Origin of the sequence: Longispora sp. NPDC051575, from assembly GCF_040681875.1 — a bacterium.
In the GTDB taxonomy this organism is placed as follows: domain Bacteria; phylum Actinomycetota; class Actinomycetes; order Mycobacteriales; family Micromonosporaceae; genus Longispora.
The window spans coordinates 280,260-304,248 of sequence record NZ_JBFAZP010000001.1 but is presented as its reverse complement, the minus strand read 5'-3'; the positions used below and the strand labels follow the sequence as shown (position 1 = coordinate 304,248).

At 73.4% G+C, this 23,989-nt stretch carries 19 protein-coding genes; 10 read left to right on the top strand and 9 right to left on the bottom strand.

Annotation, left to right across the window (positions count from 1 at the left end):
• Window positions 1-16: 16 nt before the first annotated feature.
• Complete coding sequence (locus AB0M43_RS01270; RefSeq protein WP_363719997.1) at window positions 17-703, top strand: Calx-beta domain-containing protein; 687 nt, start codon at window positions 17-19, stop codon at window positions 701-703.
• 87 nt (window positions 704-790) lie between these two features.
• Here AB0M43_RS01270 and AB0M43_RS01265 read toward each other — a convergent pair whose 3' ends face one another.
• Window positions 791-2,017 carry a serine hydrolase domain-containing protein gene (locus AB0M43_RS01265; RefSeq protein WP_363719996.1) on the bottom strand — a complete coding sequence of 409 codons (1,227 nt, stop codon included), beginning with the start codon at window positions 2,015-2,017 and terminating at the stop codon, window positions 791-793.
• Between the two features lie 161 nt (window positions 2,018-2,178).
• Between AB0M43_RS01265 and AB0M43_RS01260 the strand changes: the two genes are divergently transcribed.
• Window positions 2,179-2,682 carry a hypothetical protein gene (locus tag AB0M43_RS01260; RefSeq protein WP_363719995.1) on the top strand — a complete coding sequence of 168 codons (504 nt, stop codon included), beginning with the start codon at window positions 2,179-2,181 and terminating at the stop codon, window positions 2,680-2,682.
• A gap of 24 nt (window positions 2,683-2,706) precedes the next feature.
• Here AB0M43_RS01260 and AB0M43_RS01255 read toward each other — a convergent pair whose 3' ends face one another.
• Window positions 2,707-3,363, bottom strand: a complete 657-nt coding sequence (locus AB0M43_RS01255) for a hypothetical protein (RefSeq protein WP_363719993.1) — start codon at window positions 3,361-3,363, stop codon at window positions 2,707-2,709.
• Window positions 3,360-3,863 carry a hypothetical protein gene (locus tag AB0M43_RS01250; RefSeq protein ID WP_363719991.1) on the bottom strand — a complete coding sequence of 168 codons (504 nt, stop codon included), beginning with the start codon at window positions 3,861-3,863 and terminating at the stop codon, window positions 3,360-3,362. The genes AB0M43_RS01255 and AB0M43_RS01250 overlap by 4 nt, the downstream gene beginning before the upstream one ends.
• Window positions 3,864-3,941: 78 nt before the next feature.
• Here AB0M43_RS01250 and AB0M43_RS01245 point away from each other — a divergent pair, with 78 nt between their 5' ends.
• A complete protein-coding gene (locus AB0M43_RS01245) occupies window positions 3,942-7,808 on the top strand; it encodes a DUF3376 domain-containing protein (RefSeq protein ID WP_363719989.1) in 3,867 nt (1,288 codons plus the stop codon).
• Between the two features lie 168 nt (window positions 7,809-7,976).
• On the opposite strand, the gene AB0M43_RS01240 is transcribed toward AB0M43_RS01245, so the two are convergent.
• Window positions 7,977-11,075 (bottom strand): discoidin domain-containing protein, encoded by a 3,099-nt coding sequence (locus AB0M43_RS01240; protein ID WP_363719987.1) that lies wholly within the window; start codon window positions 11,073-11,075, stop codon window positions 7,977-7,979.
• A gap of 195 nt (window positions 11,076-11,270) precedes the next feature.
• On the opposite strand from AB0M43_RS01240, the gene AB0M43_RS01235 reads away from it, so the two are divergent.
• On the top strand, window positions 11,271-12,905 hold the full coding sequence (locus tag AB0M43_RS01235; RefSeq protein WP_363719985.1) for an Hsp70 family protein: 1,635 nt from the start codon (window positions 11,271-11,273) through the stop codon (window positions 12,903-12,905).
• 51 nt (window positions 12,906-12,956) lie between these two features.
• Here AB0M43_RS01235 and AB0M43_RS01230 read toward each other — a convergent pair whose 3' ends face one another.
• Window positions 12,957-14,249 (bottom strand): dicarboxylate/amino acid:cation symporter, encoded by a 1,293-nt coding sequence (locus tag AB0M43_RS01230; protein ID WP_363720917.1) that lies wholly within the window; start codon window positions 14,247-14,249, stop codon window positions 12,957-12,959.
• A gap of 148 nt (window positions 14,250-14,397) precedes the next feature.
• Entirely contained in the window at window positions 14,398-14,892 is a 495-nt protein-coding gene (locus tag AB0M43_RS01225) for an anthrone oxygenase family protein (protein WP_363719983.1), read from the bottom strand.
• A gap of 84 nt (window positions 14,893-14,976) precedes the next feature.
• On the opposite strand from AB0M43_RS01225, the gene AB0M43_RS01220 reads away from it, so the two are divergent.
• On the top strand, window positions 14,977-15,567 hold the full coding sequence (locus AB0M43_RS01220; protein WP_363719981.1) for a TetR/AcrR family transcriptional regulator: 591 nt from the start codon (window positions 14,977-14,979) through the stop codon (window positions 15,565-15,567).
• 203 nt (window positions 15,568-15,770) lie between these two features.
• A complete protein-coding gene (locus AB0M43_RS01215; protein WP_363719979.1) occupies window positions 15,771-16,154 on the top strand; it encodes a hypothetical protein in 384 nt (127 codons plus the stop codon).
• Window positions 16,155-16,164: 10 nt separating this feature from the next.
• Here AB0M43_RS01215 and AB0M43_RS01210 read toward each other — a convergent pair whose 3' ends face one another.
• Together AB0M43_RS01210 and AB0M43_RS01205 are read right to left on the bottom strand one after the other, a co-directional pair.
• Entirely contained in the window at window positions 16,165-17,097 is a 933-nt protein-coding gene (locus tag AB0M43_RS01210; protein WP_363719977.1) for a hypothetical protein, read from the bottom strand.
• 111 nt (window positions 17,098-17,208) lie between these two features.
• A complete protein-coding gene (locus AB0M43_RS01205) occupies window positions 17,209-18,336 on the bottom strand; it encodes a serine hydrolase domain-containing protein (protein WP_363719976.1) in 1,128 nt (375 codons plus the stop codon).
• 239 nt (window positions 18,337-18,575) lie between these two features.
• Here AB0M43_RS01205 and AB0M43_RS01200 point away from each other — a divergent pair, with 239 nt between their 5' ends.
• From AB0M43_RS01200 to AB0M43_RS01185, 4 genes are all read left to right on the top strand, one after another.
• The gene (locus tag AB0M43_RS01200; RefSeq protein WP_363719974.1) at window positions 18,576-19,079 is read left to right on the top strand and encodes a SigE family RNA polymerase sigma factor; all 504 of its coding nucleotides are present in this window, start codon (window positions 18,576-18,578) and stop codon (window positions 19,077-19,079) included.
• On the top strand, window positions 19,061-19,945 hold the full coding sequence (locus AB0M43_RS01195) for a hypothetical protein (protein ID WP_363719973.1): 885 nt from the start codon (window positions 19,061-19,063) through the stop codon (window positions 19,943-19,945). The genes AB0M43_RS01200 and AB0M43_RS01195 overlap by 19 nt, the downstream gene beginning before the upstream one ends.
• Before the next feature lie 140 nt (window positions 19,946-20,085).
• Window positions 20,086-21,987, top strand: a complete 1,902-nt coding sequence (locus tag AB0M43_RS01190) for a PQQ-dependent sugar dehydrogenase (RefSeq protein WP_363719971.1) — start codon at window positions 20,086-20,088, stop codon at window positions 21,985-21,987.
• Window positions 21,988-22,666: 679 nt separating this feature from the next.
• Window positions 22,667-23,377 carry a spermidine synthase gene (locus tag AB0M43_RS01185; protein ID WP_363719969.1) on the top strand — a complete coding sequence of 237 codons (711 nt, stop codon included), beginning with the start codon at window positions 22,667-22,669 and terminating at the stop codon, window positions 23,375-23,377.
• 50 nt (window positions 23,378-23,427) lie between these two features.
• Here the strand turns inward: AB0M43_RS01185 and AB0M43_RS01180 are convergent, their stop codons facing one another.
• A complete protein-coding gene (locus AB0M43_RS01180; RefSeq protein ID WP_363719967.1) occupies window positions 23,428-23,949 on the bottom strand; it encodes a DUF6886 family protein in 522 nt (173 codons plus the stop codon).
• Window positions 23,950-23,989: the final 40 nt, after the last annotated feature.

Sequence of the window (23,989 nt, the reverse complement as noted above, 5' to 3'; positions counted from 1 at the left end):
ATCCAGGGAGTGAGTCATGCGCGTCCTCTCCAGACTGTTCACGGCAGCCGCCGTCGCCCTCGTCACCCTCGGTATGACGCCCGCCGCCGACGCGGCCGGCCCTGCGGGCACCGTGTTCACCGTGTGGGACGGAGCGTCCTACGAGTACACCAAGACGTGTGAGCGGACCGCGCCGTTCACGTGCGGCACGTACGCGGCGCGGATGTACGTCCAGATCACCGGGTCGTACCCGCCGAAGAGCTTCCCGATCACCCTCGGCTACCAGATCGACGCGGTCACGGCCACCGCCGGCGCGGACTACACGGTGTCGTCGGGCACGGTCACGATCGCCGCCGGCCAGTACGTGACCGGCCTGCTGATCCCGCTCGTCGACGACGGCGTGGCCGAGGGCAACGAGACGCTCCGGGTGCGGCTGACCAGCTCCAGCGTCGGCGGCACGTTCACCGACACGGGCATCGGCACGATCTGGAACGACGGCGCGGTCCCGCCCGACTGCGACCTGTCGAAGCCCAACCTCGCCACCACCCACATGACGTGTACGAACCGGCCCGCCGGCCAGACCTGGCAGCACATCGTGACCTGCGGCGAGGGCGGCTGGGGGTACGTCCGCGCCTACGGCCCCGTCGTCACCGGCGGCGGCACGTCGACGGCGGTCTGCACGTCCATGGGCTACGACGAGTCCGAGTTCCACCCGACGTCCTGACCCGGGGGCCGGCCGACCGGTGCGCCCCGGACGCCGGCCCTCTTCGGCGGGTCACCCCGCAGGCGACGGCCGCGCCCCGGGCGTTGGTCAGGACGGCGACCCGGTCGGCGCGGGTTCCGGGTACAACGCCCGGATGATCGCCATCGCGAGGATGTTGGCCGGCTGCCGCCCGTCGGGTCCGGCCGTCAGCGAGGTGAGCACCACGACGGTGACGCCGCGGTCCGGGTCGCCGGCCATGAACGAGTTGAACCCGGGCAGCTGCCCGTCGTGCCCGTACAGGGGGTCGAACTTCGCGATGCCGAGCCCGTAGCCGGCGCCGCCCGGGTTCGCCGGATCGGCCGGTCGCACGCTGTCGAACCGGAGCTTCTGGGTCGCGGCGTCGAGGAGACCGCCGCCGACCAGCGCCTGCACGTACCGGGTCAGGTCGCCGGCGGTGGAGATCGCCCCGCCGGCCGCCCAGGTCCACGAGGGACTGTCGGCGGTGTGGTCGGTCGGGAGCAGGGTGCCGGCCTTCGCGGCGGCCTGCTCGGCGGCGGGCAGCGCGGCGTCGGTGAGGGTGCTGACGTTGGTGCCGAACAGGTAGCCCCGGGGGTGCGGCGCCGGGATGGAGACGTCGTCGATGACGGGCATCCGGGTCTCCGGCATGCCGACGGGCTCGAAGATCCGGGTCCGGAACTCGTCCCGCAGCGGTCTGCCGGTCAGCTTCTCGATGATCAGGCCGAGGAGGATCGTGTTGGTGTTCGAGTAGTGGAACCCGGTGCCGGGGGCGAAGTAGGGCTGCTTGCCGAACGCGATCGCGAGCAGTTCGTCCTGCTTCCACACCCGGCCCGGGTTCGTGTCGAGCTGGACGTTGAACTGTTCGTCCTCGGAGTAGTTGTAGAGCCCGCTGCGCATGTCGAGGAGCTGGGTGACGGTGATGTTGTCGCCGTTGGGCACGTCGGGCCGGTACTTCGACACCGGGTCGGCCAGCGCCAGCTTTCCCTCCTGGGCGAGCTGCAGGACCACGGTACCCGTCAAGGTCTTGGTGTTCGAGCCGATCCGGAAGTGGTCCTGGGCGGTCACCCGCAGGTCACCGGTGAGGGCGCGCGTCCCGAACGCCTCCGTCCAGTCGCCCTTGTCCTTCGAGGTGACCATGACGACCGCGCCGGGCACCCGCATCCCGTCGAGAATGGTCTGCAGGGCGGGTCGCAGCGTCGCGGCGTAGCCGGGCGGCGTCGGGTCCGCGGCCGGGGGTTTGTCGGGGTCCCCGCCGCAGGCCGCGCCCACCAGAGCGACGACCGCGAGAACCACGCTGAGGGTACTGACTCTCCGCATGTCCGCCTCCACCCAATTCGCCCTGTTTCACAGTACCGGCCCGTCGGGCGGGTGGTGGCCGGTCCGCCCGGACGACCGGCGGCGGATCTGAGTAGCCGGGCTCAGGCGGCGCTGGACGGGGCGGGTGATGCTGGAGCGACCGCTGACACGAGGGGGCACGCATGTCCGAGCACCGCCGTCGCTGGGCCTGGCTGGGGGAGACGGCGCGCGTCCTCGCGGGGGCGGGGGTGGGCGGCGCGCTGGGCTGGTTCCTGTCGGCCGTCATGGACTGGTCCGCCGGGGGCGCCGCCCGGGAGTGCGCCGACGCGGACGCCGACGGGATGGTGTGCTTCGGGCTGTGGTCGGTCGGCTTCGGACTCCTGGTCTCCGTGGCGGCCGTGGCGGTGGCCTGGCTGGTGTGCGCCGGGTTGTCGGGCGTGCGGCACCAGGCCGCCACGATCCCGCTCGGCGTGCTGGCGGCGCTGCTGGTGGTGATGTGGTTTCCGGCCGAGGCGGGCAGGTTCCACCCGACGTGGTTCTTCGCCCTGGCGATGGCCGTCGGATTCGCGGCGCTGGCCGGGGTGCTGCGGCTCCTCGACGGGGCCGCGGGGTCGCCCCGGCGCGGCTGGGTCGCGCTGGGGGTGGTGCTGGCCGTGCTCGCGGCCGCCGGGCTCGTCCGGCTCTAGCCGGCCCATGGTCGGCGAGGCGGGTCAGCCGGTCGGGGGCTTGGCGGCCTCCACGACCGTGTTCGCCTTCTGGTCGACGAACCGGGTGAACACCTGCTGCGCGTACCCGAAGAGGAGCGCGGTGAACAGGATCGCGGCCTGGCTGGGTTTCAGGTTGACCACGGAGAACAGTCCACTGCGGACCAGGACGGTGGCGGCGATCGCGGTGAGCACCCCGGCGGGGAGCTTCAGGGCCAGCTGGGGGACCGTGGGCGAGTAGGACAGGTCCTTCGCCGAGGTGGTCGACACCTTCGCGACGACGGCGATGGTCGCGCCCAGCAGCCCGAAGAGCGACACCAGCACGATGTCGTACCGGTGGTTCGCCCCGCCGGCCGGGCAGACGGTTCCCGCCGGTGTCGCCGGCACGGCCGCGATCGCGGGGCTCGTCGGCGTCGCCGGGACCTCCGCCGTCGCCGCCGTCGCGAGGGTCTCCGCGCAGAGCGGCACGGACGCCGGCCGCAGGGCTCCCAGCAGGACGAGCGCTCCCACCATCAGGGTGGCGGCGAGCAACGCGATGGTCAGGACGTTGCGCAGTTGGCGCACCTCCGCGCGGCGGGCGTCGGCCTCCGTGTGCGCCGCGTGCATGACGTCCGCCAGCCGGCTGCGGAGAGCGGGCGTGAGCGTCCCCGGGCTGGTGGTCACGGCCACCGCCAGAGGCCGCGCTTCGGAACGGTGGCCGTCTTCGCCCCTGTGTCCGCCGTTCCGGCGGGGAGGGCCAACTGTCCGCTGAGGTAGCGGACATTCGGGTCGTTGTCCCCGAGGAACGTGCGCGCGTACTGGTACACCCGGGCGAGCCAGTCGGTGTCGGCGCCCTTTCCGCTCCGGAGCAGGAGTTCCTCCGCCGCGTGCAGGTTCAGCCAGGCCGCCTCGACGTCCGAGCCGGTCCACCAGACCACGAGCCGACCCAGGCCGCCCTCGGAGGTGCGCGCCGCGTTCTGGGCGGCGTCCAGGTGGTTCGTGACGCCCGCCGCCCACGCCTCCCGGGATCGCGCGGACTCCGCCGCCCTGCCCGTGGGTCCCGGCGCGTGCGCCTCCTCGAGCATGGATCTCAGGCGGGTCACCCGGACGAGGACCGCCGCCCGCCAGGCCGCGTGCACGGCACGGGCCTTCCGGCTCGGGGTGCGGGAGTCGACGTGGCCCATGACAGTCCTTCCGACACTTTCAGCAAACCAATGATTACTGGCTAATGATGTGAAAACATAAAAATGTCTCCTATTGCGATGAGCGTGTCGGGCGGGCCGGAGGCCACGGTGTGCGGCAGGGCTGACGAAGTGCGCGGCGGAGCCGACGAGCCCCCGGAACGGGACCACACCCTCCGTACGCTGCGGATCGCCCTCGCCGTGCGCGGCGGCATCAGCCTCGCGGTGTGGATCGGCGGCGCGGTCGCGGAGATCGACGTGCTCCGCCGGACGGACCACGACGGCGCACTCGCCTGGCCCGGTCCCGCACCCGGCCCGGAGGGGCAACGGCAACGCGCGGCGGTCTACGGCGACCTCCTCGCCCTCGCGGGGTACCGCAGAGTCGAGGTCGACATCCTGGCCGGGGCGAGCGCCGGCGGCCTGAACTCGCTGCTGTACGGGCTCGCGCAGAGCGTCGGCCGGACGATGGACCACGTCGAGGACGTGTGGCGCGACGTGGCCGGCATGTGGTCCCTGATGCGGCCCACCCTGCCCATCGGACGGGTGCCGTCGCTGCTCCAGGGCGACCAGTACTTCTACGAGCGGGTCCGCGAGGAGATGTACGCGCTCGCCCGGGACGGCGACGTCCTCCTCGCGCACCGGGCGAGCTACCTGAGCGTCGACCTGTCGGCGACCCTGCTCGGCGGTGGGGACGGCGTCACGGAGGCCGCGCTGAAGCAGGGCCGGGGGCAGTTCCGCTTCGTCCGGCGCCCGGCGCCCCTGGCCTCCGGCTTCACCGACCTGCCGGGCGCCGCCGACGTGCCGGCCACGGGGGATCCGCCCACGGCGGTGGCGTTCCGGTTGAACCGGTTGGCGCTCGCCGCGCGGGCCACCTCCTCGTTCCCGGGGGCCTTCGAGCCGGCCTCCGTCCACTCGGTCGCCGAGTGCGGGCCGGTCGACGGGGACGGCACCGACGGGATCAGCGTGCCCACGATGACGGGGGTCTTCTCGGGGGTGCGCCCCCGGGGTACCCCGCTGCGCGGCCCCGACGCCCGGCCGTTCCACGTGATCGACGGCGGCGTGTTCGACAACGTACCCATCGACCGGGCGCTGCGCTCCATCAACCTGGCCCCGGCGGTCGGCGCGACGGAGCGCCGGCTGCTGTACCTGGAACCCGATCCGACCCCGCCCCAGGTCCGGTCCCCGAAGTCGTCGCGGAGCGCGCCCCGGTGGCTGTCGGTGATCGTGCGGGCACTGGCCATGAAGGTCAGCGTGGAGACCACGCACGACGAGCTGCGCCTGGTCCGCGAGCACAACGAACAGGAGAACGCGGCGCGCGGCCGGCAGGACGCGCTCGCGTTCCAGTTGCGGGGCCTGGCTAGCGCGGAGTCCAGGGTGGCCGCCGAGGGCCGTGCTGAGCCGCAGGCCACGGCTCCCCGGGGCGACGGCGAGCCGAGATCCGGGGCTCCCCGGGGGGACGGTGACCGGAAAGCCGGGGCTTCCCGGGGCGACGGTGACCTGAAGGCCGCAGCTCCCGCCGACATCAAGGGCCTGGACATCGACGCGTACGCCCGCTGCCGGGCCACCACGGACGCGCCCCGCCTCGCCGCGCTGCTGACCCGGCCGGGTGAGGCGGGGCTGGGGAAGCCCGGCCTGGTCGGGCCCTACCAGGTGCTGGACGAGACCCGGGCCCTGGCGCTGATGACCGACCTCGGCAGGGTGTACCGGACCGTCGCCGGGGACCTGGCGGGGGACGTGCAGGGCGTGTACGACACGGCCGTGCTGTTCATCGCCTGGGTCCGGGAACTGGAGGAGCGCAACCGCTACCTGCGGGTCAACGGTTCCGGGCCGGCCCGCGACGTGATCAAGAACCGGCTGTACCGGATCCTGCGGGTCTCCGACTTCGTCCGGTCCCTCGCCGACGCCGAGTTCCTGAGCGCGTTCCAGGGCCAGGGCGCGACGACGGCCGGGCAGGTGAACCTGGAGGCGGCGGTCCGGCGCGGCCTGGCCTTCCAGCACGGCCTGCGCCCGCTGACCCCGGCGATGAAGGCCCACCTGACCGTGGCCGACGGCGGCTGCCTCGACGACGGGGTCTTCTACGAAGACCTCGCCACGTGTTACCCGCAGCGCGGCCCGGCCCCGCTACCCCGCCCGGACGCCACGGATCCGAGCTTCCTCGCGGGCCTCTGGGACTGCCTGGACACGGCGCGCCGGGAGATCCTGCGGTGGGGTGAACCCATCCGCGGGGCGCGGTACCACCTCGATCTGCGGGACGTCCCGCGTCCCTGGGAGTCCTCCGTCTTCGACCTGCTGCACCGGCCGCCGCTGAGCACCAGGACGTCGGACGGCTACCGGATTCCGACCCGGTGGGTGCACTCCGTGTTCGCCGCCGCCGGGGCCGCGCCGGGCACCGCCTCGATCATCCGCTACGACTACCTCACCGGCAGCCAGCCCAGCCCGCTGGCGCCCCTGTTCACGACCTTGCGGGCGGCGGAGCAGCGGACCCGGCTGGGCGCGCTGCTGCGCCGGGGCCCGGTCGACCCGGACGAGCCCCTGCTCACCGCCCGGTCCAAACTCGCGGGCGTCAACCTGGCGCACTTCGGCGGCTTCCTGTCCCGGAACTGGCGGACCAACGACTGGGCCTGGGGCCGCCTCGACGCGGCCGGGACCCTGGTAGACCTGCTGGTCGGCGACGGCAGGCCCGACGACGCGATGCCCGACGCGCAGTGGCTGTGCCGGTTCCTGAAGGTCTGGGAAGCCTACGTCGTCACCCCGGTGCCCGGCATCGACGACCGGTGGCCGGCCCTGCTCGCGGACGGCCCGCTCCCACCCACGCCGGACACGGCCGGGGCCGTCACCCCGGCGCACGTGGCCTGCCTGCGAAGGGGTGCCACGGCCTGGCTGCAGTACCGGCTGCTCACCGAGGCGCGGCCGGGCGGGGGACCGGCGGGGTCCGTGGCCGACGCGGCGGCCGGCTACTTCGCGGGCGGGCAGACCGTCAAGGATCTCCGCCCGGCCTACCGGTTCGGGCTGGCCTCCCGCGCCGTCCACCTCGGGTACCGGGCGCTGTGGCCCGCGCTGTGGACCTGGAAACAGGTGCTGATCCGGATCGTGATGATGACGACCCGGCCGTTGCTCACCCTGGTACCCCTGGCGGTGAACCCGTTGCGGGCCGCCGCCGTGGCGGTGCTCCTCGTCCTGGCCGTCGTCGCCGCGACCCCGCAGCCGCCGGATCCGTCGCGACGGTGGCAGCCCGTCGCGGCCTGCGTCGCGGCGGGCCTGATGACCCTCGCCGGCCAGATCCGTGCCTGGTACGTGTGGCGCGGCGTGCGACAGACCGCCGCGCGGTGGGGTCCCGACTGGCGCGGGGCGGCCGAGGACCGGTGGGGTACCGCCCGGTGGTGCTTCCTCGTCGGGTGGACCCTCGGCGCCGCACTCCTGGTCGGCGGTGTGTGGATGAGCCGGGTGGACACGCCGTTGCGGCACCTCGGGATCGGCTCCTCCGGCCCCGAGGTGGCCGCGTTCTCCGTCCTCGTGCTGGCGGCCGCGTTCGCGCTGTTCCGCCTCCCGTACATCGTGGGCGGAGGCGGCGGATCGGGCTGGACCTGGCGGTTCGTGGGCTGGGCGCTGACCGGGTTCGGGCTCGCCGCGACGCTGAGCCCCGCGATCCGGGGGTGGTTCGAGCCCGTGCCCGGGTGGCTGGGCGACGACCCGAGGACCCCGGGGGCGGTGGGGTGCGTCCTGCTGGCCGCCGCGCTGTCCGCCCTGGTCCTGTGGGGCTGGTCGCACCGGGTGTGGGCCGTGGTGTCGATCGTCGGTGCGGGCGCGGCCGCCGGGTTCTGCGCGTGGTACTGGCCCGTCGGCTGGTTCGGCAGGTACGGGCCGCTCGCCGCCGTCCTGGTGCTGTGGTCGGTGGCCATGGCGGTGGTCACCCTGGTCCTGGCGGAGCGCGGGGAGATGGCCGACTAGGTCCCCGGCGGGCCGGGCGCGGACACCGTCGGGAACCGCCCCGACCGGACCGCCCGGCCCACCAGGCGGCCTCGACCGGGCCGCCTCGACCGGGCCGCCTCGACCGGGCCGCCTCGACCGGGCCGACCCGGCGGGCCGGGCGCGGACGCCGCCCGACCCACGGGGCTCTCAGATGCCGTACAGCGTGACCTCGGCCGCCGAGGCGTACCCGAGCCCGTTCTGCGCGCTCGTCGCCTTCAGCCGCACGTACCGGGCGGTGACCGGTGGGAAGGTCACCGTCCTGGAACCGGCGCCCGCCCCGAAGGTCCCCGAGGCGATGGCGGTGCCCCAGGTGGTCCCGTCGGCGGAGACGAATATCTGGTAGTTGGCGATCGTCCCGTTGGTGCCGCCGTCCTGCCGGGGCAGGTAGTCGAGGCGGTCGACGGTGTGGGTGGCCTCCATCCTGATGTCCAGGGTGTGCGGCATGGGCGCGACCCCGCCGCTGTACGCGGTGTGCCACAGCGTGGACGCGCTGCCGTCGACCGCGCGGGCCGCGGCGCCGTTCTCCGCCGAGGTCTCGGCGCTGTCGGCGGTGGCCGTCCAGCCGGACTTCAGCAGGGCGGTGGAGGCGTACGGCCGGCCGTACAGGTTGACCTCGGCGGCCGCCGCGTAGCCGAGCCCGTTCTGCGCGCTCGTGGCCCGTAGCCGCACGTGCCGGGCGGTGACCGGTGGGAAGGTCACCGTCTTCACGCCCGGGCCCGCGCCGAACGTGCCGGTCGCGACAGGGGTACCCCATGTGGTGCCGTCGTTGCTGACCGACACCTCGTAGCCGGCGACGTTGCCGTTGGTGCCGCCGTCCTGCCGGGGCAGGTAGGTCAGCTTGTCCACGGTGTGGGCTGCGCCGAGGTCGAGGTCGAGCCGGTGCGGCATCGGGGAGACGCCGGTGCCGTAGGCCGTGTGCCAGATGGTCGCGGGGTTGCCGTCGATCGCCCGGGCCGCCGCCCCGTTCTCCGAGGTGGTCTCCGCGCTGTCGGTGGTCGCCGTCCAGCCGGTCCGCGGGAGGACGGGGGAGTCGCCGCCGGTCGGGGCCTCGTCGGTGGGCACGGCCTGGAACACCGCGACCTCGAACGGGGCGAGGGTGACCGTCACCGGGGTGGCGGTCGCGGCCACGAATCCGGGGTGCGTGCCGTCGCGTTCGGTGAACTTGTAGGTCCCGTGCACGCCGGTCGGCAGTTCGAAGACCGTCCTCGGGTTCACGGTGTACGTCTGCGGGCTGGCACTGGGGTTGCGCAGCATCATGGTGCCCTTGGACGCGCCGGCCGCCGAGGTCCACGCGGCGGTGCCGTAGACCTGGCCCTGTACGGCGTCCCCGCCGAGCCAGTGCACGTCGCTGAGCAGGGCCTCGTTGGCGCGGGCCCACCTGGCGTTCGCGGCGAGGGTGTCCCACCACCAGCTCGCCCCCGGCACGTTCGGCCGGACCAGGGTGTTGCGGACGTAGAGCTCCTGGAGGCCGAGGCCGAGCGCGAAGTACGCCTTGAGGTCCTGGCCGACCTCGTCCCGGGTGGACTGCTTGGTGAGGTCGTAGTCGGCGGTGAAGTACGTGCCGCTGTCGGAGAAGATGACGCCGTGGTTCATCACGCTCGGTACCGGGAACAGCGGGTTCTGCAGCACCTCGTTCTTGTAGGTCTCCGAGTCGCGGTAGTTGACGTAGCGCTGTGAGGTGCTGCCCGCGCCGGCGGTGCTCGCGTCGTGGCCGTCGCGCCAGATCGAGTCGACGTACCACAGCCAGTAGGGCGAGCCCCAGGTGCCGACGGTCGCGTTGACCCAGATGTCCTTCTGGTGCGCGCGCAGGTCCCCGACCAGGGTCAACAGGGCCTCGTAGTCGGCGAGGTACTGCGCGTTCGGGCCGCTCTGGTACAGCCCGCCGCCGATCCCGTCGAACTTGAACCCGCGGACCCCCTGGTTGTCCATCATGTCGAACGCGACGTCGCGGAACCGGGCCCCGTACTTCGTGCCGCCGAGCTGGAAGGCGCCGTTGGCGGTCTCCAGCCGCTCGCCGGCGGGCTTGCTGGCGTTGAGCGCCAGGCGGGACGAGGCACTCTGTCCGTAGCCGCCGAAGGGTGACATCCACACCGACATCGACGCGTTGCCGTAGCGCGCGGCGGCGGCCTTCTGGGCGGCGAACCCGTTCGGGAACTCGGTCGGGTCGAAGTCCCACACCCTCAGGTTCGACTCGTCGGCGACCTGCGGTGCGCGGACGTAGTCCCAGCCGTCGTCGACCCAGAAGCTGTCGATCTTTGCGCCCCGGTTCGTGAGTTCCGTGCCGAACAGGTCGATCGCGGTGGTCAGCTCGGTCGAGTCGACGTTCTCGCCCGGCGGCTTGAGGTCCAGCCAGCTCTGGTAGTGCAGGAACGTGCGCCGGGCGTGGGCGCGCTCGCGGTTGACGTAGTACTGGAACGACCGGCGCAGCTGCCCGTCCGGCGCGACCCCGAGCGCGGCGCTGTACCGCCAGGTCGTGCCCTGCGTGAGGTCCCCGGCGCGGGTGACGGCGATCCGCACGCTCGTCCCGGCGACCGTCGCCTTCGCCGTGGGGTTCTCGACGCCGAGGAACGCCGACTCGGCACCCGCCGCGCCGAGGACGACGGGGCTGCCGTCGTCCTGGCCGAGCACGCGCGCGTTGGCGGCGGTCAGGTCGATCAGCCGCAGCGACGTGATGTCGAAGGTGCCCGCCACGGACCGGACCGCGAACTTGTGCTGGAGGGTGTTGGCGCCGTCGCGGAGCAGGGCGGTCCAGTCGACCTCCAGGGTCCTCGTCCCGGCGGTGTACCGGTAGGTCGTGGTCACGGCCCTGCCCGCCGACCGCTCGGCCAGCCGGGCCGAGGAGGCGTCGGCGGCGACGGTGCTCAGGGTGGGGCCGGCCGTGCGGGTGGAGTTGGCGGTGGTGATCGTGCCGCCGTCGGCCAGGGTCAGGGTGAACAGGCCCGCGACCGTGACCGGGGTGGCCGTGCCCGCGCTGTTGGTGAAGCTCGTGAGCGAGACGGACGTGCCCACCGACCACGTCGTCGCCAGGGCGGCGTTGCCCAGGGTGAACGAGGTGCCGGAGACGGAACCGGTCGCGGCGCCGGGCACCGGGCCCGGGAACACGATCCCGTCGGCGACCGCGAAGGCCCGGTCGGCGGGCACCGCGGCCGTCGCGGACGGCGGGCCCGACACGGCCACGGCACCGCCCGCCAGGACCGCGAGGACAATTCCCGAGGCTCTCGCCCGGGCAACCAGTGAACCGGACATCCGGCACTCCCATCCGTGTCGCTCGCACCACTGTGGTTCCCCGCATTAGGCCATCGAGTGACATGGATTGTCAAGAGTTGATCGAAGCGGCGCCAAATCTTGCAACTTCAAGCACAGATGGGTACTGGTCGGGCCCGCCCGCCGCCCCGGACGCGGCGCCAAAGTGGACCGCGCCCCGGGCTAGGATTCGCGGCTATGGGCGGATACCGGCTGGCAGTGGACTACGGCACCTCCAACACCGTCGCCATGCTCGCCACCCCGGACGGCCGGGTGCGCCCGCTCCTGTTCGACGGCGCCCCGCTGCTGCCCTCGGCGGTCTACGCCCAACCCGACGGGATCGTCCTGACCGGCCGGGACGCGCAGAACAGCGCCCGCCTGGACCCGGCCCGCTTCGAGCCGAACCCGAAACGGCGCATCGACGACGTCGAGATCCTGCTCGGCGAACACTCCTGGCCGGTGGTGGAACTCGCCGCCCGTACCCTCGCCCGGGTCGCCACCGAGGCCGCGCGCACCGCCGGGGGACCGCCGGCCGAGCTGGTGATGACCTGCCCGGTCACCTGGGGCCCGGTCCGCCGCGACGTCCTGACCAGGGCCGCCGCCCGCGCCGGACTGCCCCGCCCCACCCTGGTCCCCGAACCGGTCGCCGCCGCCGCGTACTACACCTCCGTCCTCGGCCAGGAGGTGCTCGGCGGCCGCAGCGTCGTCGTCTACGACCTGGGCGGCGGCACGTTCGACGTGTGCGTGGTCCGCCGGGAGGACACGGGCTTCCACGCGCTGGCCTACCGGGGCATCGACGACTTCGGCGGCATGGACCTGGACGCGCTGGTCGTGGCGCAGCTCGCCCAGGCCGTCGCACCGGGCGCGCCGGAGGCCTGGCGGCGGCTGAGCCACCCGGCCGACGCGGCGGACCGCCGGCACTTCCGCGCGCTGTGGGACGACGCCCGTACCGCCAAGGAGGCCCTGTCCCGCCAGTCGCACGCCACGGTGTTCGTCCCGGTCGTGGAGCGGGACGCGCACGTGTCCCGGGAGGCGTTCGAGCAGGCCGCGAGCGGCGCGTTGCGGCGCACCATCGACGTCACCCTGGCGACCCTGCGCGAGGCGCAGACCGGGCCCGCGGACATCGCCGGGCTGTTCCTGGTGGGCGGGTCGACCCGGGTGCCGATGGTGGCGACCCTGCTGCACCGGGCCACCGGGATCGCGCCCACGCTGCTGGAACAACCGGAGACCGTCGTCGCGGAGGGGGCCCTGCGCGCCGTACCGGGCGTGATGTCCGCCGCGCCAGCGCCGTCCCGGCCGACTACTCCGCCGCCCGGCCGGTCACCCGCCGTGGGCCTCGGGGCGCCCGGCCCGGGCACCGCGCGCGGCGTCGCGTCCCCCGTCCCGCCCGGCACCGCGCCACCCGTCTCGCGCCCCGTGCCATCGCCGCCCCGACCGTCGGCGAACCCGCTCACGGGACCGGTCCTCGGCGCGGTCATGCTGGCGCTCGGCATGCTCACGCTGCTGGTCACGCCGAACGCGGCGACCCACGAGCGGTGGCTGTTCCTCGGCTGCGCGGTCGGCTCCGCGTTGTTCTGCGCCGGGGGCGTCCTGTCCTGGTTCTGGCGGGGACTGCCGTTGCTGGCCAGGTTCGGCGTACCGGCCGTGCACCTGCTGCTCACGGTGTACTGGTTCACGAAGATCTGGGACCTGGCGCTCGCCCTCAAGCTCTCGCCGTCCTTCGTGGGGGCGCCGGCCTGGATCCTGGCGGGGGTGACGACCGTGCTGTTCCTGCTGACGGCGGCCACCCTCGGCGTGCGCCGCCGGGAACCGGCCGTCGGCCGGCCGCGCTGAGCCGGCCGACAGCCGGGAGGTGGGCGCTACCGGGCGGGACCGGGGAGGCGGTCAGGCGGGCGCCGGTGCCGTGGCCGGGGCGGCGGGCTCGGCGGGTTCGGCCGGTTCCAGGCCGCCGCTGCCGGCGGTGGCGTAGGCCTCCCGGTCCAGGGTGCCCTCCCTGGCCGCCACGATCGTCGGCACCAGCGCCTGGCCGGCCACGTTCGTCGCCGTCCGGATCATGTCGAGGATCGGGTCGATCGCCAACAGCAGGCCGGCGCCGGCCAGGGGGAGCCCGAGGGTGGTCAGGGTCAGGGTGAGCATCACGATCGCGCCGGTCAGCCCGGCGGTGGCCGCCGACCCGACCACCGACACGAAGGCGATCAGCAGGTAGTCGGTGACGGACAGTTCGACGCCGAACACCTGGGCCACGAAGATCGCCGCCAGGGCCGGGTACACCGCCGCGCAGCCGTCCATCTTGGTGGTGGCCCCGAAGGGCACCGCGAAGGACGCGTACTCCCGGGGTACGCCGAGGCGCTCCACCACCCGCTGCGTGACCGGCATCGTGCCGACCGAGGAGCGCGACACGAACGCCAGCTCGATGGCCGGCCAGGCGCCGGCGAAGAACCGGAGCGGGTTGAGCCGGGCGACGGTGACCAGCAGCAGCGGGTACACGACGAGCAGGACGATCAGGCAGCCGACGTACACGTCGACGGTGAAGGTGGCCAGCGGTCGGAGCAGGTCCCAGCCGTAGCTGGCCACCGCGTGTCCGATCAGGCCCAGGGTGCCGAGCGGGGCGAGGCGGATCACCCACCACAGCGCCTTCTGGGTGAGTTCGAGGACGGCCCGGTTGAGGTTCACGAAGGGTTCGGCCTTGTCGCCCACCGCGAGGGCGGCGGCGCCGACGACCACGGCCAGGAACACGATCTGCAGCACGTTCGGCTTGGTGAACGCCTCGGTGATGTTGACCGGGATGATGCCGGTCAGGAAGTCCAGCCAGGTACCCGACCTGGCGGGCGCCTTGGCCCCGGCCACGTCGAGCTGCACGCCCCGCCCGGGGTTGGTGAGCAGGCCCAGGACGATGCCGACCGTGACCGCGATCAGGGAGGTGAGCGCGAACCAGAGCAGGGTGCGTCCGGCGAGCCGGGCGGCGTTGCGGACCTGGCGCAGGCTGACCAGGCTCACCACGATGGCGGTGAACACCAGGGGCGGGACGGCCAGCTTCAGGAGCTGGACGAAGATCGTGCCGATCCGGTCGAGCGTGGTGGCCAGCCACGACAGGTCCTGTTCCCTGGCCAGCAGGCCCAGGCCGACGCCCAGGACGAGCGCCACCAGGATCTGCGCGGAGAACGGGAACTTCCTCAGACCAGCGATCATCGCGGTGTCCTAACTCTCCCTGGCATGGCGAGTTCGTAGCGTTTGTCCATGCGGGGCTGAGCTAACCAGATCGACGGCCTTGAATCCAGTGCTCGGCCGGCGATGGCACAGTGGACCCGGCGGCACCAGTGGATCGCTAGGCCCCGGACGGCCCGTCGGCGCGGGGCCCCGCGAGCCGGTCGCCCGCGACGGCCACCAGGACGATCAGGCAGAACGCGACGAACGCCGCGCCGGTCCGCAGGTTGTTGAACAGCTCCCACCGGGCCAGGATCTCGGCGTGGTCCGGCGGGACGGTGCCGACCGCCCAGACCTTGATCCGCGCGTTGATCGGGACGTTGCCGAACCGGGTGACCAGGAAGGAGGCCACGGCCAGGGCGCCGGCGGACGCGGCGAGCAGGCGCGGCAGGCCGCGGGTCAGGACGGCCAGCGCGCCGGAACTGAGGATCGCCAGCGCCATGACCGTCTGGACGACCGGCCCGTTCACCGCCATGAGCGCCGTGTGGAACGTCAGCCGCACGTCGAGGGGCACGGTCCGGAACCCGTGGACCAGGTTCACCGCCCCGTAGCCGAAGGCGCCGGCGAGCAGGCCGGTGGACAGCAGGGCGAACCCTCTGACCGTCGGTACCAGCATGTGTGTCTCCCCCCATTATCGCAACTGGAGTTGCGATAGGGTCAGGCTGACACACGCCGCCGCCGTAACGCAACTGGAGTCGCCATGGAGTCAGGGGTCACCCAGCCGCCGATCGGACGCGGCCCGAAGGTCCGGGCCGCGGTGCTCGCCGCGACCCTCACCGAACTGGCCGAGGTGGGGTACGCGGCGCTGACCGTCGACAATGTCGCGCGCCGCGCGGGCGTGCACAAGACCACCGTCTACCGGCGCTGGGCCGACCGCGAGACGCTCATCGCGGACGCGCTCACCGAGCGGGTCGCCGCGGACATCCCCCTGCCCGACACCGGCGCGATAGACACCGACCTGCGGGAACTCGCCCGCAACCTGACCGCCCGGATGACGGGCCGGATCGGCCGGATCGTGCTGACCACCATGCTCTCCGACGCGCCCGAGATCACCGAGGCCCGCCGGCGGATCTTCGCCGACCGGATCCTGCGGGCCGCCCCGCTCGTCGAACGCGCGGTCCGGCGCGGCGAACTGCCGGCCGACACGGACCCGGTCGAGCTGATCAGGGCCCTCGCCGCCCCGATCTACCTCCGGCTCGTCGTCACCGGCGAACCGCTGACCACCGCCGCCGCCGACCGGGCGGCCGCCGCCGCGCTCGCCGCCGCCCGCGCGGGTGTGTTCGTCCCCTGATCCCGCCGCCCGCTCATGCCGGACCCGGGGAACTCTGTGTGCTGCGGGCTCGGGAATGCCCGCACGGCGCGCGGGTCACCGTCCGGGGCGTCCCCGGTGGAGGGTCGCCCCTTGACAGTCGGGCGCGGGTGTAGTGCTCTATTGACTAGAGCTTCACTCTATTGAAAACGCGCACGGCGCGCCGCGCGGACAGGGGAGACACGATGATGAGGTACCCGTTGACAGGTCTCGCCCTGCTCCTCGCCCTGGCGGGTTGTGCGGGGCCGACCCGGGACGACCGGCCGTCGGGTGCGGCGTCCGGCGCGGCCCCCACGGCGGCGCGGCCCTGCGGTGGGATCGCCGACACGGTGAACCTGCACCTGCGGAAATCCGTGGTGAGCGCGGTGAAGGTGGAGGGCCAGTGCACGACGGTGGTGGTCGCGACGACCCTCGCCGAGGAGGACCACGCGGCGGCGAAGCAGCTCTGCGAGGCGGCCGCCGAGGTGGCCTACACCGGCGACGTCAACGCCGTGGTCGTGCTGGCGGGGTCCGGCACCGAACTGGCCAACGGGATCGCCGGAGCCCGCTGCCTGACCCCGCGCGGCTGAGCCGGGGAGCCTATTCCCACTCCCACCGGATGCCGGCGATCCCGCGCGCGGGGTTCTTCATCGGCAGGAGGGCGACGTGCTCGTTCGACGGCCGGATCTCCGCCTCGGTACGGGGGTGCTCGGCGTGCGTCGCCTGGAACCGGTAGCACCGCACGGGCAGTTCCGTCGCCTCGAACCGGACCCGGAGCACGTAGAGCTGGAGCGAGCCGGACAGGGCCCGGAAGTACTCGTTGTCGACACACCGCTGGTCGAACCGCGAGGTGTACTCGATCATGAACGTCTCGCCGGCGTTGTACACCCGGTCGAGGAGCAGTTCGGTGCCGACGACCCGCTCCTCGTGGTTCCGCCGCACCCGGCCGACCCGGCAGTGCTGCAGGGCGGTCACGCCCATCGTGTCCAGATCGGCGCCGGGCTCGGCGAAGCTCAGCTCGAAGTACCGGTCGACGCCGTCCACCTTCGCCTCCGACAGCACCCGGGTGTGGATCTCGAACAGGGTCCGGCCGGCCGTGAGCACGACCTCCTCCTCCATGTACACGCCCGCCATGTCGTTGGGCGTCAGGGGCCACAGCTCGCCGACGAACTTCGCGATCGTCGAACTGTTCGGCATCGACTCGTACGAGGCGTTGCCCGCCGTCCCGAACGGCTGCCGCCCCCGGGACCGGCGCGGACCGAGCAGGGCCGTCAACGTGCCGGGGGCGTGGCCGAACAGTTCCTCCAGGGCCGTGACCGCCCGGAGCGACTCGATCCGCTCCGGGCGGTTGTGGCCGGTCTGCCAGCTGCTCAGCGTGGCGATCGCGATCTGGACCCCGCGCCGGGCGAGCCGGTTCTGGACCCCGTGCAGGGTCAGCCCACTGTCCTCGATCGCCGCCCGCAGAGCAGCTTCGAACGTGACATGCGTCCGGGTCCGCATCCCCACCTCCGCACTGACGATGATCTCGGACATCGAGCTGCGTTGCTCTAAAATTCCAGAGTTTCGCCAGGCTGGCAATGGTGGGAATCCGCCGCGCGTGCTACGGGGGCCGGACGCCGTGGTCGGCGGACGTCCGCCCACCGGTCACCGGGAGGCCGCGTCGGCGATCCGGAGCACGATCGCCGGCTGCCCGTCGGCCTTCTTCGTCGTCGCGTTGACCGAGTAGGCGACCACCCGTTCCAGGTCCCGGGTCGCGAACACGCCGCTGGAGTACCCGTAGCGGCTGCCCGTCTTGCCCCAGACTGTCACGCCGTTCACCTCGAGCCGCATCAGACCCTGGCTGTAGATCGCCGGACCGCCCTCGACGAGCGGCACCTCGGGCACGGTGAACAGGGCGGCCGTCATCTCCCGGCCGAGCAGCCGGCCCCGGAACAGCCCGGACAGGAACGTGTCCAGGTCGCGCGCCGTGGACACCAGGCTGCCGGCGGACCAGGTCATGGACTGGTTCATCGAGGTGGCGTCCTTCAGCGTGCCGTCGACGGTCAGGTACCCCTTGGAGTGCGGGGTGGGCAGTTCCGGGTCGTCCCCCGGCTCGTAGGTGCCCCGCAGTCCCAGCGGCCGGGCGATCCGGTCCCGGATCAGCTCGCCGTAGGACCGGCCGGTCACCCGCTCCGCCAGCAGCCCGGCGACCAGGTAGCTGGTGTTCGTGTACATCTGGGCGGTACCCGGCGCGAACTCGACCGGGTGCGCGGTGGCCGTGCCCACGACCTGCCGCGGGGTCCAGTGGTCGTAGCGGTGCGCGAGGACCCAGGCGGGGTCGTACATGCCGGGGATGTCGACGGAGGGCAGGCCGGAGGTGTGGTCGAGCAGCGTGCGGACGGGAATCGGCGGGTAGCTGGCCGGCAGCAGCCCGGGCAGGTAGTCCTGCACGGGACGGCCGAGGTCCAGGCGGCGCTCCTGGGCGAGTTGCAGGACCAGGACGGCCGTGAACACCTTCGTGGTGCTGCCGATCCGGAAGTACCCGTCGGGGTCGACCGGCGCGCGGGTCGTCGTGTCCGACACCCCGGACGTGCCGGTCCACCGGCCGGCCGAGCCCGTGACCCGCACCAGGGCCCCGGTCACGTCGGCGTTGGGGAGTTCCGCGATGGCCGCCGCCAGGGCCTTCGCGTCGGGCGGTCCGAGGTCGGGGCAGGACGGGCCGGCGGCGGCGGGGGACGCGGTGAGGGCCACGGCCACGGCGACGGCGGCCCCGATCAGTACTCGTCTTCTCATCGCCCCAGCGTCCCGGTTCCCCGCCGCCCGGCCATCCGGCGAAACCCCCCAACCGGGAAATCAGGGTACCGGGGGTCGGACCCTGACATAGGACAGACCACAAGGACCATTCGCCGGGTACGGTGGCGCCGCGTCGCCGAACCCGCCCGCGCCGGCCGTGGCCGAAACGTGATGTCACCGTTCCCGCGCGCGGGGCGTCTTCCGGATGACGATCCCGACCCCGGCAGGAGTGAGCGCCGATGCGTGACAGCCCCGAGTTCGACGCGTTCTACGCCGCCACCGCCCCGCGCGTCATCAGCCAGATCTACGCGATGGTCGGCGACCGGTGCGAGGCCGAGGACGCCGTGTCCGAGGCGTACTCCCGGGCCTGGCAGCGCTGGGCCACCGTCTCCGGCCACACCGACCCGGCCGCCTGGGTCCGCACCGTCGCGTACCGGATCGCGGTCAGCAACTGGCGTCGTACCTGGCGGCGGGCCGTGTCGCACCGGCGCGCGGCCCCGCCCGACAGCGTGCCGGCCCCCGGCCCGGACACCGTGACCCTCGTCGACGCGCTGCGCAAGATCCCGGCCGCCCAGCGCCGGGCGGTCGTCCTGCACCACCTCGCCGGCCTCAGTGTCGCCGAGATCGCCGAGGAGACCCACGCCTCGGTCAGCGCCGTGAAGGCGCGCCTGTCCCGGGGCCGGGCGGCCCTGGCAGTCCTGCTCGACGACAAGGAGACCCAGCCGTGTCCGACCACGACCTGAACCGCCGGCTCACCGCGTTCGCCGCCGATGTCGAATCCGGCACGACGCTGGTGGCCGCGTCCGCCGTCCGCCGCCGGGGTGACCGCCGGCGCGCCTCGACCCGGGTGGCCACCGTGGGCCTGGGCACGGTGGTCGCGGCCGCCGTGGTCGCGACCGCCGCCTCGGGTCCGGTCCCGGGCGGGTCGGTCGCCGGGTCGGGCGGACCTTCGGGTTCCGCGCGGCCGTGGCCGACCGGACCGGGCGCGACGGCGAGTGCCACCCCGACCCGGCCCGCGCCGCACTGGCCGCCGGCGGACCTTCCCGCGCGGCCGGGGTGCGTCCCCTCGACGGTGGCCGGCGGCCCGGCCACCGGGCCGGACCTTCCCGCCGGGCTGACCATGCTGCACGAGGGCGAGCCAAGCTGGACCGTGGACCGTTCCCGCACCACCCCGTCCCGGTTCAACCCGACCGGCGGCGCGGACGTCACCCTCGCGGGGCGGACCGCCGCGCGGACCCTCACCGGGCCGGGCCGCCCGATCGAGGAGGCGCACTCGCCGACGGTCTACAGCCACCAGGTGTTCCTGTTCACCGACCAGGTGGCGGCGCGGGCCGCTTTCACGGCGCTCGTGTCCGGCGGGGAGGCCTGCGGCTGGATCAACGCGCACATGAACCCCGGCGAGGAGGGCCGCAGGGTCAGCATGCGCTGGCCCGGGGAGTACACCCCGGACCTCTTCTGGCTCCGGGACGTCGTCCTGGTGCTGGACGGCAACGCGCTGCTCGTCGCGGAGAGTTACACCTCCGGCGGGGGCATGTCGAGCGGCCTGTCCGGCGACGAGCTGAGACTGATCCTGAGTCCGCTGTGCGCGGCGTCGGTGGTCTGCGCCTGACGCTCCGGTCGGCCGGGCGGGGGCTCCGCGCGCCCGCCCGGCCGCCCGGCACGTGCCAAAAAGGACTGTTTACCGTTTTGCATTGAGTCTGATCAATGGGTACGTCTAGGGTGGGGCAGTTTCCCCGTGAGGAGTCCGACATGCGCCCCCGAATCGCCCTAGCCCTCACCGCCGCCCTGCTCGCCGCGGTGGCCCTCCCCGAAGCCACCGGGGCGGCCCCGCCACCCGGGACCGACGCGGCCGGCGGCTTCGACTTCACCCGACCCCAGGTGGTGGCCACCGGCCTGGAGGTGCCGTGGGGCATGGCCTTCCTGCCCGACGGCAGCGCCCTGGTCGCCGAGCGGAACCGGGCCCGGATCATGCGGCTGAGCCCCGGCCAGGCCCCGACCGTCGCCGCGACCGTGCCGAACGTCGTCCCCACCGGCGAGGCGGGGCTGCTCGGCATCGCCGTGTCGCCGACGTACGCCCAGGACAGCTACGTCTACGCGTACTTCACCGCGGCCAGCGACAACCGGATCGTCCGGTTCCGGCTGGCCACCCCGCAGACCCAGGAGATCGTGAAGTCCGGGATCGCCAAGGCCAGCATCCACGACGGCGGCCGGATCGCGTTCGGCCCGGACGGCATGCTGTACGCGGGGGTCGGCGACGCCAACAACACCGCCAACGCCCAGAACGCCAGCAGCCTCAACGGCAAGATCCTCCGGATGCGCCCCGACGGCACGGTCCCGCCGGACAACCCGTTCGCCAACTCGGTCGTCTACAGCCTCGGGCACCGCAACGTGCAGGGCCTGGCCTGGGACGCGCAGGGCCGGCTGTTCGCCACGGAGTTCGGCCAGAACACCACCGACGAGGTCAACCAGATCGTGGCCGGCGCGAACTACGGCTGGCCGACCTGCGAGGGCACCTGCGCCGACCCCAGGTTCCGCAACCCGCTGACCACGTGGACGACGGCCGAGGCCTCACCGAGCGGCGGGGCGATCGCCAACGGGACGATGTTCGTGGCCGCGCTGCGCGGTACCCGGCTGTGGCTCGTGCCCCTGAACAACCCCGCCGGCCGGTCGGTCGAACTCAACGGCGCCTACGGCCGGCTGCGCACCGTCGCCGTCGGCCCGGACGGCTACCTGTGGGTGGCGACCAGCAACCGCGACGGCCGGGGCACCCCGACGGCCGACGACGACCGGGTGCTGCGCTTCCCGCCGACCGGCGTGGACGACTACGCGATCGCCGCGAACCCCGCCGCAGGCCAGGTCACGCCCGGCGGCTCGGTGACCAGCACGATCAGCACGTCCGTGACCAGCGGGAACCCGCAGACGGTCACCTTCTCCGGCGTGTCCGGCCTCCCCGCCGGCACCACGGCCTCCTTCAATCCGCCCAGCGTCCCCGCCGGAGGGAGCTCCACCCTCACCCTGACCACGTCGGCGACCACCCCGCCGGGCGCCTACGCCCTGACGGTCACCGCCACCGGCCCGGCCGGCACCCGCAGCACCGGCTACACGCTGACCGTCGGCGGCACCGGCGGGGTCGTCTACTCCGACACCTTCGAGACCGCGACCGGCTGGACCGTCAACCCGGCCGGCACCGACACCGCCACCGGCGGCCTGTTCGAACGCGGGGACCCCGCCGCGACCACCTACAACGGCCAGACCTTCCAGCAGGGCACCACCCCCAGCGGCACCAACTGCCTGGTCACCGGCCGACTCGCCGGCACCGCCGCGGGCGACTACGACCTCGACGGGGGTACGAGCTCCGTCGGCTCGCCCGCCATCGCGCTCCCGTCGGGCCGGACCCTGACCCTCACCTTCCGGTACTACCTCGCGCACTTCAACAACTCCAGCACCAGCGACGGTTTCCGGGTGAAGGTGAACGGCACGGTCGTGTTCCAGAAGCTCGGCGCGGCCACGACCGTGCCGGCGACCTGGCAGACCGGCACCGCCGATCTGTCCTCCTACGCCGGGCAGAGCGTCCGGATCACGGTCGAGGCGACCGACGGGAGCGGGGCGAGTCTGGTGGAGGCGGCCGTGGACGACGTGCGGATCGCCTGATCACGGTCCCGGCGACGGGTGCTCCGCCCGTCGCCGGGACGCCGGGGCCTCGGGATCTCGGGGCCCCGGGTTCTCGGGACCTCAGGACGTCGGGACCTCAGGACGTCGGGTCGCCGGGAGATCGGGTCGCCAGGACGTCGGGTCGCCGGGACGCCAGGACGGCGAGACCTCGGGACGGCGTGATCTCGGGGCACCGGGGCGTTCCGGTCCGCGACACGCTCGACATGAGGTCTGACACCTCACGCCACCTGGCCGGCGGCCGGTCGTTTGTCCTGGTGGGTGACCGTCGCCGCCGGGTTCTGAGGGGTGCCCGGCGGACCAGGTCGGATGCCCGCACCGCCGCGCGGTGACGTCTCCTCGAGGGGTGGGGACGGCACCGCGCGGCGACACCACACCGCCAGCACCGGCCGACGCGACCTCCCAGCCGGCCCGAGCCGACCCGGCCAGCCGCTGGATTGCCATCGCCCACCCACCACGGTCGACCGCAGGCCTGAGACCGTCCACCACGGTCGACCGCAGGGCCGCGACCGTCCACCACGGCCGGTCGCAGACCGTCCACCACGGCCGGTCGCCGGGTCCCGGGGACCGACGCGCCTGGTCAGGCGCCTGCCGAGGTGCCGTTGTGCAGGTCAGCCCGCGTGTAAGGTGTCAACCACGCTAACCGGACGGGACCTGGCACTTGAGCGCGCGATTCGAAGAGATCGACTGGCGTGAGACGCCGGTCGGAGCGATCAGCCTGCGACGACGGCTGGACCCGACCCTCAAGGTCGACGTGTACGAGGTCAAACTCGGCGACGAGTACCTGATGTCGAGCCTGTTCACGGTCGCCGAGATCGAACTGGCGCGCCTCGGCCTCGCCGAACTCGCCGGCCCCGACCTCGACGTGGTGGTCGGCGGCCTCGGGCTCGGGTACACCGCCCGGGCGGTGCTGGAGGATCCGCGGGTCGCGTCCCTGACGGTCGTCGAGGCGCTCCCCGAGGTGATCGGCTGGCACGAGCGGGAGCTGCTGCCCCTGGCCGCCGAGCTGACCGGGGATCCCCGGACGGCGCTGGTGCACGGTGACTTCTTCGCGATGACGGCCGGATCGGGTTACGACCCCGGGACCCCGGGCCGCGCGTACCACGCGATCCTGCTGGACGTCGACCACACGCCCCGGCACGTGCTGCACCCGAGCCACGCGCCGTTCTACACCCCGGACGGCCTGCGCCGCCTCACCCGGTACCTGCGCCCCGGCGGCGTCTTCGCCCTGTGGTCCAACGACCCGCCGGACGCGGAGTTCACGGCCGTGCTCGGCGGGGTGTTCGCGACGGCGGAGGCGCACGTGGTCGGCTTCCACAACTTCCTCCAGGACCGCGAGTCGACGAACACGGTGTACGTCGCGACCGTCTGACGACCGTCCCCGGTCGCCGGCGGGTGGAGTGCGGCCCGGGGTGGGTCGCGCTAGCTTCCCGGGCGGGGCCGCGCGTTGCCGAGCCGGATCCCGCTGAACTCCAGGGTGCTGGCGATCACGACGTCCCAGAAGGACCACAGGTCGACGAGTACCCGCAGCTCGATGCCGGCTCCGGCGTGCAGGGCGAGCAGGTCGCCCACCGGCTCGGCGGGACCGAGCGGCTCGACGGGTTCGGCGGCGACCAGCGCGTGGTCGAAGAGGGGCTCGAAGGGGGCGGCGGCGAACCGGTACCCGAAAAGGGCCGTGGTCTGGATCTTCGACAGCCAGCCGTACTCGACCGCGTGCACCCGGGGCGAGCCGAGCCAGTGCCGGTCGGCGGCGGAGGTGTCCGGGCCGACCCAGGCCATGGCGCGCGGGCACTGCCGGGGGAACCAGTAGTCGGGGGCACGGTCGGCGCCGACGGCCCAGACGTAGGCCCCGGGCTGCTGGGCGGTCGCCGCGACGTGCGGGACGAACCGGGTGATCGTCGGGTCCTCGGAGAAGTGCGTGACCTGGCCGGGTTCTGGGCGCATCCGTCCAGGATCGCCCGCCGGCCGGACCCGGGCCACCGGT